This is a genomic window from Micromonospora sp. NBRC 110038 (assembly GCF_020884815.1).
In the GTDB taxonomy this organism is placed as follows: Bacteria; Actinomycetota; Actinomycetes; order Mycobacteriales; family Micromonosporaceae; genus Micromonospora; species Micromonospora haikouensis.
The window spans coordinates 87147-99443 of the sequence record NZ_BBOL01000012.1; the positions used below are offsets into that span (position 1 = coordinate 87147).

14 protein-coding genes are annotated in these 12297 nt (G+C 73.9%); 7 read left to right on the top strand and 7 right to left on the bottom strand.

Going from position 1 to position 12297, the window contains the following annotated elements; all coding sequences use genetic code 11:
- Nucleotides 1-42 precede the first annotated feature (42 nt).
- Nucleotides 43-471 carry a DUF4190 domain-containing protein gene (locus LPU61_RS29915; RefSeq protein WP_229406822.1) on the top strand — a complete coding sequence of 143 codons (429 nt, stop codon included), beginning with the start codon at nt 43-45 and terminating at the stop codon, nt 469-471.
- Between the two features lie 12 nt (nt 472-483).
- Here LPU61_RS29915 and LPU61_RS29920 read toward each other — a convergent pair whose 3' ends face one another.
- Entirely contained in the window at nt 484-1320 is an 837-nt protein-coding gene (locus LPU61_RS29920; protein WP_374199730.1) for an SDR family NAD(P)-dependent oxidoreductase, read from the bottom strand.
- Nucleotides 1321-1508: 188 nt separating this feature from the next.
- On the opposite strand from LPU61_RS29920, the gene LPU61_RS29925 reads away from it, so the two are divergent.
- Complete coding sequence (locus LPU61_RS29925) at nt 1509-2027, top strand: DUF4190 domain-containing protein (protein ID WP_043961742.1); 519 nt, start codon at nt 1509-1511, stop codon at nt 2025-2027.
- Nucleotides 2028-2095: 68 nt separating this feature from the next.
- Here the strand turns inward: LPU61_RS29925 and LPU61_RS29930 are convergent, their stop codons facing one another.
- A complete protein-coding gene (locus LPU61_RS29930; protein WP_043961741.1) occupies nt 2096-3052 on the bottom strand; it encodes a CoA ester lyase in 957 nt (318 codons plus the stop codon).
- Between the two features lie 124 nt (nt 3053-3176).
- Here LPU61_RS29930 and LPU61_RS29935 point away from each other — a divergent pair, with 124 nt between their 5' ends.
- Nucleotides 3177-4001, top strand: a complete 825-nt coding sequence (locus tag LPU61_RS29935) for an SDR family NAD(P)-dependent oxidoreductase (RefSeq protein WP_077935999.1) — start codon at nt 3177-3179, stop codon at nt 3999-4001.
- Between the two features lie 50 nt (nt 4002-4051).
- Here the strand turns inward: LPU61_RS29935 and LPU61_RS29940 are convergent, their stop codons facing one another.
- From LPU61_RS29940 to LPU61_RS29950, 3 genes are all read right to left on the bottom strand, one after another.
- Nucleotides 4052-4243, bottom strand: coding sequence for a hypothetical protein (locus LPU61_RS29940; protein WP_043961739.1), 192 nt, complete (start codon nt 4241-4243; stop codon nt 4052-4054).
- Between the two features lie 4 nt (nt 4244-4247).
- Nucleotides 4248-5312, bottom strand: coding sequence for a cobalamin-independent methionine synthase II family protein (locus tag LPU61_RS29945; RefSeq protein WP_043961738.1), 1065 nt, complete (start codon nt 5310-5312; stop codon nt 4248-4250).
- Between the two features lie 218 nt (nt 5313-5530).
- Nucleotides 5531-6565 (bottom strand): DMT family transporter, encoded by a 1035-nt coding sequence (locus LPU61_RS29950; protein ID WP_043961737.1) that lies wholly within the window; start codon nt 6563-6565, stop codon nt 5531-5533.
- Nucleotides 6566-6686: 121 nt separating this feature from the next.
- On the opposite strand from LPU61_RS29950, the gene LPU61_RS29955 reads away from it, so the two are divergent.
- Nucleotides 6687-7385: an HAD family hydrolase gene (locus tag LPU61_RS29955; protein WP_043961735.1), complete on the top strand. Its 699-nt coding sequence runs from the start codon at nt 6687-6689 to the stop codon at nt 7383-7385.
- Between the two features lie 20 nt (nt 7386-7405).
- Here LPU61_RS29955 and LPU61_RS29960 read toward each other — a convergent pair whose 3' ends face one another.
- The gene (locus tag LPU61_RS29960) at nt 7406-7939 is read right to left on the bottom strand and encodes a hypothetical protein (protein ID WP_144420167.1); all 534 of its coding nucleotides are present in this window, start codon (nt 7937-7939) and stop codon (nt 7406-7408) included.
- A 63-nt stretch (nt 7940-8002) separates the two neighbouring features.
- On the bottom strand, nt 8003-8872 hold the full coding sequence (locus LPU61_RS29965; RefSeq protein ID WP_043961733.1) for a PhzF family phenazine biosynthesis protein: 870 nt from the start codon (nt 8870-8872) through the stop codon (nt 8003-8005).
- A 33-nt stretch (nt 8873-8905) separates the two neighbouring features.
- Between LPU61_RS29965 and LPU61_RS29970 the strand changes: the two genes are divergently transcribed.
- From LPU61_RS29970 to LPU61_RS29980, 3 genes are all read left to right on the top strand, one after another.
- On the top strand, nt 8906-10192 hold the full coding sequence (locus LPU61_RS29970) for a magnesium transporter MgtE N-terminal domain-containing protein (protein WP_043963906.1): 1287 nt from the start codon (nt 8906-8908) through the stop codon (nt 10190-10192).
- The gene (locus tag LPU61_RS29975) at nt 10185-10820 is read left to right on the top strand and encodes a DUF1003 domain-containing protein (protein WP_077935995.1); all 636 of its coding nucleotides are present in this window, start codon (nt 10185-10187) and stop codon (nt 10818-10820) included. Before LPU61_RS29970 ends, LPU61_RS29975 begins: the two co-directional genes overlap by 8 nt.
- A gap of 126 nt (nt 10821-10946) precedes the next feature.
- Complete coding sequence (locus LPU61_RS29980) at nt 10947-12095, top strand: Mrp/NBP35 family ATP-binding protein (RefSeq protein WP_077935994.1); 1149 nt, start codon at nt 10947-10949, stop codon at nt 12093-12095.
- Nucleotides 12096-12297: the final 202 nt, after the last annotated feature.

Here is a 12297-nt window from a genome sequence, read left to right on the forward strand (position 1 = left end):
TCCGCAATGGGCCAGGTCACGACGGGTAGCGGGAGGTGCCGGATGAGTTATCCACCGCGCGAGCCGGACGAACCGCCATCCCCGTACGAGCCGCCGCCCGGCCAGTACGAGCCGCCGCCATCGCCGTACGAGCCAGCGCCGCCCGGCCAGTACGGCGGCCCGCCCCCGGGCTACGGGCAGTACGGCCCGCCGGGGCAGGGCCAGTACGGCCCGCCTCCCGGTCAGGGACGGGGCACCAACGTCCTCGCCGTGCTGTCGCTGGTCTTCGCGTTCGTCTTCGCGCCCGCCGGCATCGTGCTCGGCCACGTGGCCAAGCGGCAGATCCGGCGCACCGGCGAGGACGGCGACCAGCTCGCCACGTGGGGCCTGATCCTCAGCTACGTCTTCACCGTGATCGGCCTGATCGCCTGCTGCGGCTGGATCGGGCTGGCCTTCTGGGGCGGCTCCATGGACGGCAGCTCCTACAACTGAGCCCGGACGCGGTCAGCGGAACTGCGCCTCCCGGACGCTGTTGCCGCCGTCGACCACCAGCATCTGCCCCGTGATGTACGACGCGGCCGGCGAGCAGAGGAAGGCGATCGCGGCGGCCACCTCGTCCGGGGTGCCGGGGCGGCCCACCGGCGTGCCGAGGCCCTGCCGGATCTCCGCCACCGTGGACGCGGCGGTGTGGATGGTGCCGGGGGCCACCGAGTTCACCGTCACCCCGTCGGCGATCATCTCCATCGCCAGCGCCCGGGTCAGCCCCACCACGCCCGCCTTCGCCGCCGCGTACGCCGCCTCGGTGGGCAGGGCGTTCACCGGACCGGCCGTGGCCGCCAGGTTGACGATCCGCCCCCAGCCGCGCTCGGCCATCCCACCGATGAACGCCCGACTGCACAGGAACGCCGTGGTCAGGTTCCGGTCGATCTCGCCGCGCCACTCGTCGTAGCTGAGCTGGGCCACCGGGCGCAGCACCTCCGGGCTGGCCCGGCTCGCCAGGCCGGCGTTGTTGACCAGCACCTCGACGTCGCCGAGCTGCTCGGCCACCGCGTCGGCGAGCGCGCCGACCTCCGACTCGTCGGTGAGATCGGCGACGAACCCGGTCACCCCCAGCTCGCCGGCCCGCTCGTGGATGCGCCGGGTGGTGGAGACGATGGCCACCCGGGCCCCCAGATCCGCCAGGCGGCGGGCGGTGGCGTACCCGATGCCGTCGGGGCTGCCGGCACCCGTGACCAGGGCGACCCGGCCGTCGAGCCGCATGGTGACCGGCTCCGGCAGCGCCACCGGGGCGTCCTCGTCGGCCGGGCCGGCCCCGCTGGTGGGGCGGCTGCGCCGGGCCATGCCCGGGCGGCTCACGTCCCGTCGTGGTCGGCTGCCGGAGCGGTCCGCGGCGCGCGCGTCGATTGCCATGCCGCGATCCTGCCGGTTCGCCCTGCTCCGGGCAACGCGGCACCCGGTGACGGACGCCGCGTTTTGGGTGGTCCTGGCTACCCTGACCGCGCACCCTCGACGAGACGCGGAGAGAACCCATGACCTACCCCCCACCGGCTGACGGTCCGAGCGACCCCTGGTCCCAGCCGTCCACGCCGCCGGTCGACCCGACGCTGCCGACGAGCGGGCAGCCGACCGGCGGCGACCCGTACGCGCCGGCCGACCCGTACGCGGGGATGAAGATGGAGCAGGCCGCGCCGGTCGCCGACCCCTACGCCGCGCCCGGCTACGCCCCGGCCGGCTACCCGGCGGCGGGCTACCCGGGGTACGGGTACCCGCCGCCGCCGAGGACCAACGGGATGGCGATCGCGGCGCTGGTGCTCGCCCTCGTCGGCATCGGCTCCTGCATCACCGCGCCGATCGGCGCGATCCTCGGGCACGTGGCCCGCAAGCAGATCCGCGAGACGGGCGAGGGCGGCGAGGGAATGGCGAAGGCGGCCATCATCGTCGGCTGGATCCTGACCGGCCTGCTGGTGCTGGCGATCCTCTTCTACGTGGTGCTGATCGTCATCGCCATCAGCACGGGCGATTCCGGCAGCGGCGACTACAACTACTGACCGGCCCGGTGCCGCCCCGACCGGGGCGGCACCGCAGCCCGCCGGTTCTCAGCTCACGGGGCGTCGGGTCACTCGGCGGGCGGCGTGAAGCGCGACGTGCGGGTCATGCCGGCCGCCCGGCCCTTGGCGGCGATCACGAGGGCCATCTTGCGGGACGCCTCGTCGATCATCTCGTCGCCGAGCATGACCGCGCCGAGCCGGCCGCCGGCCTCCGAGGTGTAGTGCTCGTACGCGTCGAGGATCAGCTCGGCGTGGTCGTAGTCGGCCTGGGCCGGCGAGTAGACCTCGTTGGCGGCGTCGATCTGGCCGGGGTGCAGCACCCACTTGCCGTCGAAGCCCAGCGCGGCCGAGCGCTTCGCCACCTCGCGGAACGCGTCGGTGTCCCGGATCTGCAGGAACGGGCCGTCGATGGCCTGCAGGTCGTGCATCCGGGCGGCCATCAGGATGCGCATCAGGATGTAGTGGTAGGGGTCGCCCGGGTAGTCCGGCATGAGCCCGCCGACCACCAGCGACCTCATGTTGATCGAGGCCATGAAGTCGGCCGGGCCGAAGATGATCGTCTCGACGCGGGGCGAGGCGGCGGCGATGGCGTCGATGTTGACCAGCCCGGCCGCGTTCTCGATCTGCGCCTCGATGCCGATCCGGCCGACCGGCAGGCCGAGGGTCTTCTCCAGCTGGGTGAGCGTCAGGTCCAACCACTGCACCTGGGCGGCGTCCTGCACCTTGGGCAGCATGACGCAGTCCAGGTGCGCGCCGGCCCCCTCCACGACGTCGATCACGTCCCGGTACGTCCACGGGGTGGTCAGGTCGTTGACCCGGACCACCCGGGTCTTGCCGGCCCAGTCGCCCTCGTTGAGGGCGGCCACGATGTTCTTGCGCGCGTCCGGCTTGGCCAGCGGGGCGACGGCGTCCTCCAGGTCGAGGAAGACCTGGTCGGCGGGGAGGCCCTGGGCCTTGCCGAGCATCTTGACGCTGGAGCCCGGCACGGCGAGGCAGGACCGGCGGGGACGACCGGCGGCGGTCATGGGGCCTCCTTCCGGCGCGGCGGGCGGGCCGACGCCACCTGTTCGGCAAGCGGATTACTGAACGATCACAAAGGTGCTTGTGACGCCACGGTAACCTCGTGCCGTGACTGGGGTGAATGGGCCTGTGGAGGATCTCACGGGGCGACGGACCGTGGTGGTGACGGGCGCCAGCTCCGGCATCGGCCTCGCCGCCGCGGTGGAGCTGGCCCGCCGGGGCGACCGGGTGGTGCTGGTCGGGCGGGACCCGGCCCGGCTCCAGGCCGCGGGCGAGCGGGTGCGGGAGGCCAGCGGCGAGCGGCCCGAGCTGTTCCGGGCCGACTACGCGGTCCTCGACGACGTGCGGGGGCTCGCCGAGCGGCTGCGCGCCGCGTACGACCGGATCGACGTGCTGGCCAACAACGCCGGCGCGATCGTGCTGCGCCCGGTGACCACGGTCGACGGGTTCGAGCTGTCCATGCAGGCCAACCACCTCGCGCCGTTCCTGCTCAGCACCCTGCTGCGGGACCGGGTGGGCCGGCTGGTGGTGACCGCCTCCGGCGCGCACCGCAGCGGCGTCCTCGACCCTGACGACCTCAACGCCGCCCTGCGCGGCTACCGCTCGATGCGCGCGTACGGCACCAGCAAGCAGGCGAACATCCTGTTCACCGGCGAGGCGGCCCGGCGCTGGCCGGACATCCCGGCGTACTGCTTCCACCCGGGCGTGGTGCGGACCCGGTTCGGCGCGGACAGCCGGCTGGTCGCCCTCGGCATGCGGATCATGCCGTTCCGCAGCCCGGAGAAGGGCGCGGAGACCCTGGTCTGGCTGGCCAACCAGGATCCGGCCCGGCTGGTCGACGGCGGCTACTACGCCGACCGTCGACCCCGCCGACCGCTGCGCAAGGCCACCGACCCGCAGCTCGCTGCCCGGCTCTGGGAAGCCAGCGCGAAGGCGGTCGGCGTCGAGCCGTGACGGCGTCCGGCCCGGTCCGGCCGGCTGACCACCGGGCGTCCGGGTAACGGTCAGGGCAGCCGGGCACGTCGGTGGCGCAGCAGCAGGCGGCGCAGCGCCCACGCCGGGGCGGCCACGACCAGCGCCCCGAGCAGCCCCAGCGCGATCAGCCACGGCGGCAGCGTGCCGAAGTCTGGCGGTCCGGCCGGGCGGACCCCGCCGTCGAGCGCGACGTCGGCGGCGGTCCAGGCAACCGTGGCCAAAGCACTAGCCGCCGAGCGCGGCCGCCGCGAGGGCCGTTCCCTCGATGCGGGCTTTGATCTTGGCGAAGGCGGTGTCGCGGGAGGTGGACACATCGTCACCGAACGGCGAGAAGCCACAGTCGTCGCAGGTGCCCAGGCGGTCGGTGCCCAGGTAGCGGGCCGCGAGCAGTACCCGGTCGCATACCTGCTCGGGTGTTTCGACGATGGGGTTGATCGGGTCGGTGACGCCGACGAAGATCCGCTGACTAGGTCGTGCGTGATCGGCGACGATCTCCAGCACCCGTTCGGGGTCGGGTTCGCTGGCGAGCTGAATGTAAAATGTGCCGACAGGTAGCTGGAGCAGGCTCGGCAGCAGGTCGGCGTAGTCGATGTCGGCGCTGTGCGTCGAATCCTGATCGCCACCCGGACAGGTATGCACCCCGATCCTGGCCCGTTCGGCCTCGCTGAAACGGTCAAGTACGGCGTTGTTGAGTTCGATGAACGACCTGAGCACACCGCCTGACGGGTCAAGTTTGAGCGACAGCCGTCCCTCCGTGAAATCGACCTGCACTGAGGCCGCGCCGGCATCGAGCGCTCCCCGGATGTCGGCTTCTGCCTCGTCCATCAGGTCGGCGAGAAATTCCTCCCGGGAGTATCCGGCGATACCGCCGGTCGGATACAGCAGGCTCAGCGCCGAGGGAGCAATGACAGCCTGCTTCACCTGGCTGGTCGTCAACGCCCGAGCCGCGGTCACGTACGTCGCGGAGCGGACTCCGTACCGGAAGGGTCCGGCTGTGAGGCGTGGAAGCTGTCGGGTGTGTCCATCGGCGAACGGGATGACCGCACCATCGGGGGCAAGCATGGTCAAGCCCTGCAATGGGTAGGTGGCGAAGCTTGGCTTGGTCTGCTCACCATCCGTGATCACCGAGGAGCCGGTCGCCTCGAAACGAGAGATTGTGTCGCGAAGGGCGGCGTCGCAGAGATCCTGAAGTTGCTCTGGTCCGATGCGACCGGCGGCATGGTCGTCCAGCCCGGCAAGGAGCGATGCGGGACGGGGGATGCTGCCGATTGGTTCGGAGGGAATCACCATGTAGGTAACGTAATAAGAATACTGTTACCGATCAATGGCAGCAGGCGACCGCCGTGTGAAGAGCGTCGATGACCTCAGGTCGGTGCGCAGGTGGGTGTTGAGCCCGGGCGCGGTCCTGGTCAGTCGCCCTTCTCACCGGTTCAGACGCCGGGCGGGGCGCGCGAGGAGGGAGGCATCAGGCCGGTCAGCCGATCGCGGGGTCGGGCAGCGTACGCCGGTCAGCTCGGCCGCGTCGCGCGGGCCCCGCCGGGCGGGATGGCGTCGGCCAAGCTCGGGGCGGGGACGGTGCGGCGGCCGGCGCGGGACCCGCCGAGCACCACCACGGTCACGCCGGCCAGGATCAACGCGAGCCCCGGCAGCGCGCCGACCCGGGGCAGCTGGCCGAGCCAGGCCCAGGCGATCAGGGCCGCCCCGGGCGCCTCCAGCAGGATCAGCATGCTGACCGTGGTCGCGGAGACCCGCCGCAGCGCGTAGTTGAACATCGAGTGGCCGAGCAGCTGCGCCCCGGCCACCAGGCCGAGGATCGCCAGCCAGGTGCCGGTGTCGTAGCCGCCCAGCGGCACGCCGCCGACCAGGCAGACGACCAGCAGGATCAGCGCGCACACCCCGTAGCAGATGGTGGTGTAGGTGGTGGTGCTGACGGTGACCCGGGCCCGTTCCCCGAGGGCGGTGTAGACCGCCGCGAACAGGCCGCCGGCCACCGCGAGCAGGTCACCGGCGAACGCCCGGCCGGAGACGGCGAAGTCGGCCCCGGAGGCGAGCACCGCCCCGGCGACCGCCACCGCGATGCCCACCCAGACGGCCGGCGGTAGCCGCCGGCCCTGGCCCCGGGCGATCAGCCCCTGCCAGGCCGGCTGGGTGGCGACCAGGGCGACGGCGGCGGCGACCGAGGTGAGCTGGACGCTCGGCATCCAGGTGGCGAAGTGGGCGGCCAGCGCCACCCCCGACAGCACGCACAACCAGCCCTCGCGCCGGCCGGCAACCGCCGGTGCGCGCCCGTCGCGGCCCGTGCCCACCGGCCCGTCGCGGCCCGTGCCCGACCGCGCCAGCGCCCGGAACTCCGCCCGCCGCCGGGCCAGCGCGAACGGGCCCAGCACCCCGACGGCGAGCAGGTTGCGCCAGAAGGCGATCGCCAGGGCGGGCGCGGCGGCGAAGGCGACCAGCGGCGCGGACGACGAGACCGCGAGGACGGCCAGGGCGAGGACCCCGCCGGTCAGCGGGCCCACCGGGCGGTGGTGGTGAGGGACGGGCACGGGAAGCAATCCTTACACGAGCATCGCGCCGACCACCCGCCACCACAGAACGTCAGCGTTCGATTACGATCGTCGCATTCCGCCGGCGACCCTCCCCCTCGACGTCCGGAGGCACTCCCCCATGCCCGTTTTTCGTGCGGTGCTGTTCGACTTCTTCGGCACGCTCACCCGTTGCGTGCAACGCGGTGCGGCCCACCGGTCCACCGCCGAGCTGCTCGGCTGCCCGGTCGACGCGCTCGTCGACGTGCTCGACCGCAGCTACTACCAGCGGGCCAGCGGGCGGTTCGGCGACGCCGTGGCGACCCTGCGCTGGGTGTGCGCGCAGGCGGGCGTACACCCGCCGGAGAGCGCGCTGCGCGCGGCCGTCGCCTCCCGGCAGCGGGCGGTCCGCGCGGACACCCGGCTGCGCGACGAGGCGGTGCCCGTGCTGACGGCGCTGCGCGCGGCGGGCGTACGCACCGGCCTGGTCAGCGACTGCACCCACGAGCTGCCGGAGTTCCTGCCGCAGCTGGCCGTGGCCCCGCTGCTCGACGTGCGGGTCTTCTCGGTGCAGCTCGGCCGCTGCAAGCCCGACCCGGCGCTCTACCTGTCGGCGTGCGGCCCGCTCGGGCTGTCCCCGGGCGACTGCCTGTACGTCGGCGACGGCGGCAGCCAGGAGCTCACCGGCGCGCGGCGGGCCGGCATGACGGCGGTGCGGCTGACCGCCCCGGACCTCGCCGAGCACATGGTCTTCAACGCCGAGCCGGCCTGGGACGGGCCGGAGCTGGGCTCGCTGAGCGACGTCCTCGATCTGGTGGACCCGGTCGCCGTGCCGGCCTGACCCGACCTGCGGCGGGCCGGTCAGCGGCGGCGGACGCGGTGCAGCCGGAACGGTCGGCGGGTGGCCCGGACCACCGGGGTCGCCCGGGGCGGCTCCGCCAGCGAGGCGTCCGGCAACCGGTCGCCGGCGGCCGGTTCGCCGGCCGGGGTGAGCCGGACCAGGGCGCAGCCGTCGGCGGCCCACCGCTGCACCAGGTCGGCCGCGGAACCGGGGGCGTTGAGCCGCTTGGCGGCGACCGCCGGGGCCAGGGCCGTCCACTCCTCGGTGCCCGGGGCCAGCCGGGTCACCCGGGCCGGCCAGGTGACGATCCGGCCGCCGTGGTCGCCGCGCAGCGTCACCTGCGCCTCGGCCGCCTCCGCGAGCCCGGGCGCGGCCTGCTCGCCGGGGCCGCTCACGACCAGGAGCGACCCCTCCGACGGTACGCACCACAGCGCCCGCGCCGGCCCGCCCGCGACGCCCACCCAGGCGACGGCGGCCTTCTTCACCGCCTCGTCGACCAGGGCCGTGCCGAGCCGCCCGTCCACCTCGTCAGTCACCCCGGCATCCTCCCGCATGCCCACCGGCCCGCGCGAGCGTACGGCGACGCCCGGACCTTCCCTGCGCCCCGGCGGGGCGGCTCAGCCGACGAAGGGCGGGACGGCGATCTCGCCGCGCGCCACCGGCATCACGTCGCCGCGCACCGTCGCGCCGACCGCCGCACCGCCGGCCGCGGTGACCGTGCACGCCAGCAGGGACGGGCGGCGCAGCTCGGCGCCCTGCCGGACGGTGTAGGAGGAGCGCCCCTCGCCGGGGAGCAGCCCGCTGGCGACCAGCCACACGCCGAGCCCGAGGGCGGCCGAGCCGGTCGCCGGGTCCTCCGGCACGCCGTGCCCGGGGACGAAGACCCGGGCGTGCGCGGTTTGCGAGTCGGCGTCCCAGGAGAAGACGCTGATGTGTTCGAGGCCGTACCGCTGCGCCGCCGCCGGGTCGACCCGGGCGCGGGCCACCGCGTCCGGCCGCACCGGCAGGTACGGGAACTCCAGCCCGCACCCGGCGACCCGGGGCGGTGGGCCGGCATGGTCGGCGGCGGTGAGGCCGGCCATCTCCAGCAGCGGCTCCAGGTCCAGCTCGGGCCCGAGCGTCGGCACGCCGCCGGTCAGCGTCGCGCCGTGCGCGGTGACCTCGATCGGCAGCACCCCGGCCCCGCACTCCTGGGTGATCTGCCCCACGCCGAACAGGCCCCGGCGACTCGCGGTCACCGCCGCGCCGACGCTGGGATGGCCGGCGAACGGCAGCTCGTCGGTGGGAGTGAAGATCCGCGCCCGGTAGGTGGCCCCGACCTGGGTCGGCGGCAGCACGAACACCGTCTCGGACAGGTTGAACTCCAACGCGAGCGACTGCATCTGTTCGGTGGCCAGCCCCTCGGCGCCGAACACGACGGCAAGCGGGTTGCCGGCGAACGGGCGGTCGGTGAAGACGTCCACGATCTCGTAGGCCAAGGTCGACATGTTGATAAACAGTAGGCGCTTAGGCTGGTGCCCGTGAGCACGCCGAACCGGGTCTACATCGCCCGACTCGCCGGAGTCGCCGTCTTCGACCCGAACGGCGACCAGGTGGGTCGGGTGCGCGACGCGGTGGCCCGGCTCCGGCCCACCCAGCGCCCGCCGGAGGTGGTGGGTCTGGTCGCCGAGATGCCGATGCGCCGGCGGATCTTCCTGTCCATCAACCGGATCACCACCATCGACGCCGATGCGGTGGTGCTCGGCAGCGGCACGCTCAACCTGCGCCGGTTCGAGAAGCGCCCCAACGAGCTGCTGGTGCTCCAGGAGCTGCTGGACCGGCGCGTGCAGCTCGACCCGGGCGGCCAGCCCGGGTCGGTGGTCGACGTGGCCATGGAGTGCAGCCGGGGCGGCGAGTGGTCGCTGGCCCGCGTCGCCGTCCGCGAGCACACCGGTCGGCTCACCCGCCGCGGCCACCTGCACCAGGTCGAGTGGGACCGGGTGCGCGGCCTCAGCGGCATCGGCGAGAACCGGGGTACGGCGAACCTGCTCGCCGTCCTGGAGGACATGCGCCCGGCCGACCTGGCCAACGCCCTGCAGGATCTGCCGGACACCCGGCGCAACGAGGTGGCGGCGGCACTGGACGACGAGCGGCTGGCCGACGTGCTCAGCGAGCTGCCCGAGCACGACCAGGTGGAGATCCTCGCCGCGCTGGACCGGGAGCGGGCCGCTGACGTGCTGGAGGAGATGGACCCGGACGACGCCGCCGACCTGCTCAACGAGCTTCCCCCGACCGAGCAGGACGTGCTGCTGGACCTGATGGAGCCCGGCGAGGCCGACCCGGTCCGTCAGCTGCTGAAATACTCGTCGGGCACGGCGGGCAGCGTGATGACCTCCGAGCCGGTGATCCTCCCGCCGGACGCCACGGTCGCCGAGGCGCTGGCCCGGATCCGGGAGGAGCAGCTCTCCCCGGCCGTGGCCGCGCAGGTCTTCGTGACCCGTGCGCCGCTGACCACCCCGACCGGCCGCTACCTGGGCATGGTGCACTTCCAGCGGCTGCTGCGGGAGCCACCGGCCGACCTGCTCGGCGGGGTGGTGGTCAACGACATCGACCCGCTGCGCCCGGCCACCCCGCTGCCGGAGATCACCCGCCGGATGGCCACGTACGATCTGGTCGCCATGCCGGTGGTGGACCGCAACAACCGGCTCGTCGGCGCGGTGACCGTCGACGACGTGCTGGACCACTCGCTGCCGCGCGACTGGCGGGACCGGGACGCCCCGACCGCCCCCGCGCCCGTGCACGAGGTGCTGGACGGCGCCGATGAGTGAGCAGCGGCGGGCGGAGCGGCTTGACCAGCCGCGCGAGCCCCGGGGCGTGAAGCTGCCCCGGTTCGACCCGGAGGCGTTCGGCCGGTGGTCCGAGGGGATCGCCCGGGGCATGGGCACGGCGAACTTCATCGTCTACATGACGGTGGTGATCGCCGCCTGGTTCGGCTGGAACACCCTGGCCCCGGCGGACCTGCGCTTCGACCCGTACACCTTCACGTTCCTGACCCTGGTGCTCTCCCTCCAGGCGTCCTACGCGGCGCCGCTGATCCTGCTCGCGCAGAACCGGCAGACGGACCGGGACCGGGTGGCGCTGGAGGAGGACCGGCGGCGCGCGACCATGCAGAAGGCGGACACCGAATACCTGGCCCGGGAGGTCGCGGCGCTGCGGATCGCGCTGGGCGAGGTGGCGACGCGGGACTTCCTCCGCTCGGAGCTGGCCCGGCTGGCCGAGGAGCTGGACGAGGCCGCCCAGCGCCGGCAGAAGCTGGAGCGCCGGCAGCAGGAGCGCCCGGCGCAGGAGCGCCCGCCGCCGCGCGGGGGTGGGGCGCACCTCGACGAGCCCCTCGACGAGCTGGACGGCGACTTCGCCCGGGGCGGCCGTCCGGAGGGGTCGACCGGCGGGCGCTGACCAGCCTGCCGGGCATGGTGACCAGGGCTGGTGGGCACGCTGACCAGGCCGGGTGGGCCATCGATTCGCTCACACCGGGGCCCGCCGACGGCCGGCACCTATCGCCCCCGACGTAGCATTGCGGGCATGTCAGCACCCGTCAGCACCGTCGAGGACGCCGTCCAGGCCGCCCTGGCCACCGTCGACGACCCGGAGATCCGCCGGCCCATCACCGACCTCGGCATGGTCCGCTCCGCCCAGGTCGGCGACGACGGCGTGGTCCGGGTCGAGCTGCTGCTCACCGTGGCCGGCTGCCCGCTGAAGGACAAGCTGCGCGCCGACATCACCGCCGCCGTCGGCGCGGTGCCCGGGGTGACCGGGGTGGAGATCGAGTTCGGGGTGATGAGCCCCGAGCAGCGCCAGGGCCTCCAGGCGAAGCTGCGCGGCGGTTCCGCCACCGAGGAGCCGGTGATCCCGTTCGCCCAGCCCGGCTCCCGCACCCGCGTGTACGCGGTCGCCAGCGGCAAGGGCGGCGTCGGCAAGTCCAGCGTCACGGTGAACCTGGCCGCCGCGCTGGCCGCCCGGGGGTTGAACGTCGGCGTCGTCGACGCGGACATCTACGGCCACTCGGTGCCCCGGATGCTCGGCGCGGACGGTCGCCCGACCCGGGTGGAGGACCTGATCATGCCGCCGCAGGCGCACGGCGTGAAGGTGATCTCGATCGGCATGTTCACCTCGGGCAACGCGGCCGTGGTGTGGCGCGGCCCGATGCTGCACCGGGCGTTGCAGCAGTTCCTCGCCGACGTCTACTGGGGCGACCTGGACGTGCTCCTGCTCGACCTGCCCCCGGGCACCGGCGACGTGGCCATCTCGCTGGCCCAGCTGCTGCCGAACGCCGAGATCCTGGTGGTCACCACGCCGCAGGCCGCCGCCGCCGAGGTGGCCGAGCGGGCCGGCGCGATCGCCCTCCAGACGCACCAGCGGGTGGTCGGCGTGATCGAGAACATGTCGTGGCTGGAGCTGCCGGACGGCTCCCGGATGGAGGTCTTCGGCTCCGGCGGCGGCACGACCGTGGCCGAGTCGCTGACCCGGACGATCGGGGCGCAGGTGCCGCTGCTCGGGCAGATCCCGCTGGACACCCGGGTCCGGGAGGCCGGCGACGCCGGCAATCCAATCGTGCTGGCCGAGCCGGATTCGCCGGCTGCGAAGGCCCTCGGTCAGGTCGCCGACCGGCTCGCGGTGCGGCGGGAGTCGCTGCTCGGTAAGCCCCTCGGCCTGAAGCCGGCGGGCCGCTGACGGCGGGCCGCTGGCCGCTGACGGCCCGCCGTTTCCGCCGGTGGCGATGGCCACCCGGCGGGCCGGCCCCTCGGCGCTCCCGGCGGGATGACTCGTCTCGCCGCATAGGGAGCTGAGTCGAATACGACATCAGCCGATCTCACCGGGACAGCGTGGGTCGACCGGCGGAACGCCGGCACGATCCTCCTGATCACCCGGTCCC

What these genes read in the sequence shown, in the direction of transcription:
- LPU61_RS29915 (WP_229406822.1), top strand. Translation starts at nt 43, where the DNA reads ATGAGTTATCCACCGCGCGAGCCGGACGAACCGCCATCCCCGTACGAG.
- LPU61_RS29920 (WP_374199730.1), bottom strand. Translation starts at nt 1,320, where the DNA reads ATGGCCCGGCGCAGCCGCCCCACCAGCGGGGCCGGCCCGGCCGACGAG.
- LPU61_RS29955 (WP_043961735.1), top strand. Translation starts at nt 6,687, where the DNA reads ATGCCCGTTTTTCGTGCGGTGCTGTTCGACTTCTTCGGCACGCTCACC.
- LPU61_RS29975 (WP_077935995.1), top strand. Translation starts at nt 10,185, where the DNA reads ATGAGTGAGCAGCGGCGGGCGGAGCGGCTTGACCAGCCGCGCGAGCCC.
- LPU61_RS29945 (WP_043961738.1), bottom strand. Translation starts at nt 5,312, where the DNA reads ATGGTGATTCCCTCCGAACCAATCGGCAGCATCCCCCGTCCCGCATCG.
- LPU61_RS29925 (WP_043961742.1), top strand. Translation starts at nt 1,509, where the DNA reads ATGACCTACCCCCCACCGGCTGACGGTCCGAGCGACCCCTGGTCCCAG.
- LPU61_RS29980 (WP_077935994.1), top strand. Translation starts at nt 10,947, where the DNA reads ATGTCAGCACCCGTCAGCACCGTCGAGGACGCCGTCCAGGCCGCCCTG.
- LPU61_RS29965 (WP_043961733.1), bottom strand. Translation starts at nt 8,872, where the DNA reads ATGTCGACCTTGGCCTACGAGATCGTGGACGTCTTCACCGACCGCCCG.
- LPU61_RS29960 (WP_144420167.1), bottom strand. Translation starts at nt 7,939, where the DNA reads ATGCGGGAGGATGCCGGGGTGACTGACGAGGTGGACGGGCGGCTCGGC.
- LPU61_RS29930 (WP_043961741.1), bottom strand. Translation starts at nt 3,052, where the DNA reads ATGACCGCCGCCGGTCGTCCCCGCCGGTCCTGCCTCGCCGTGCCGGGC.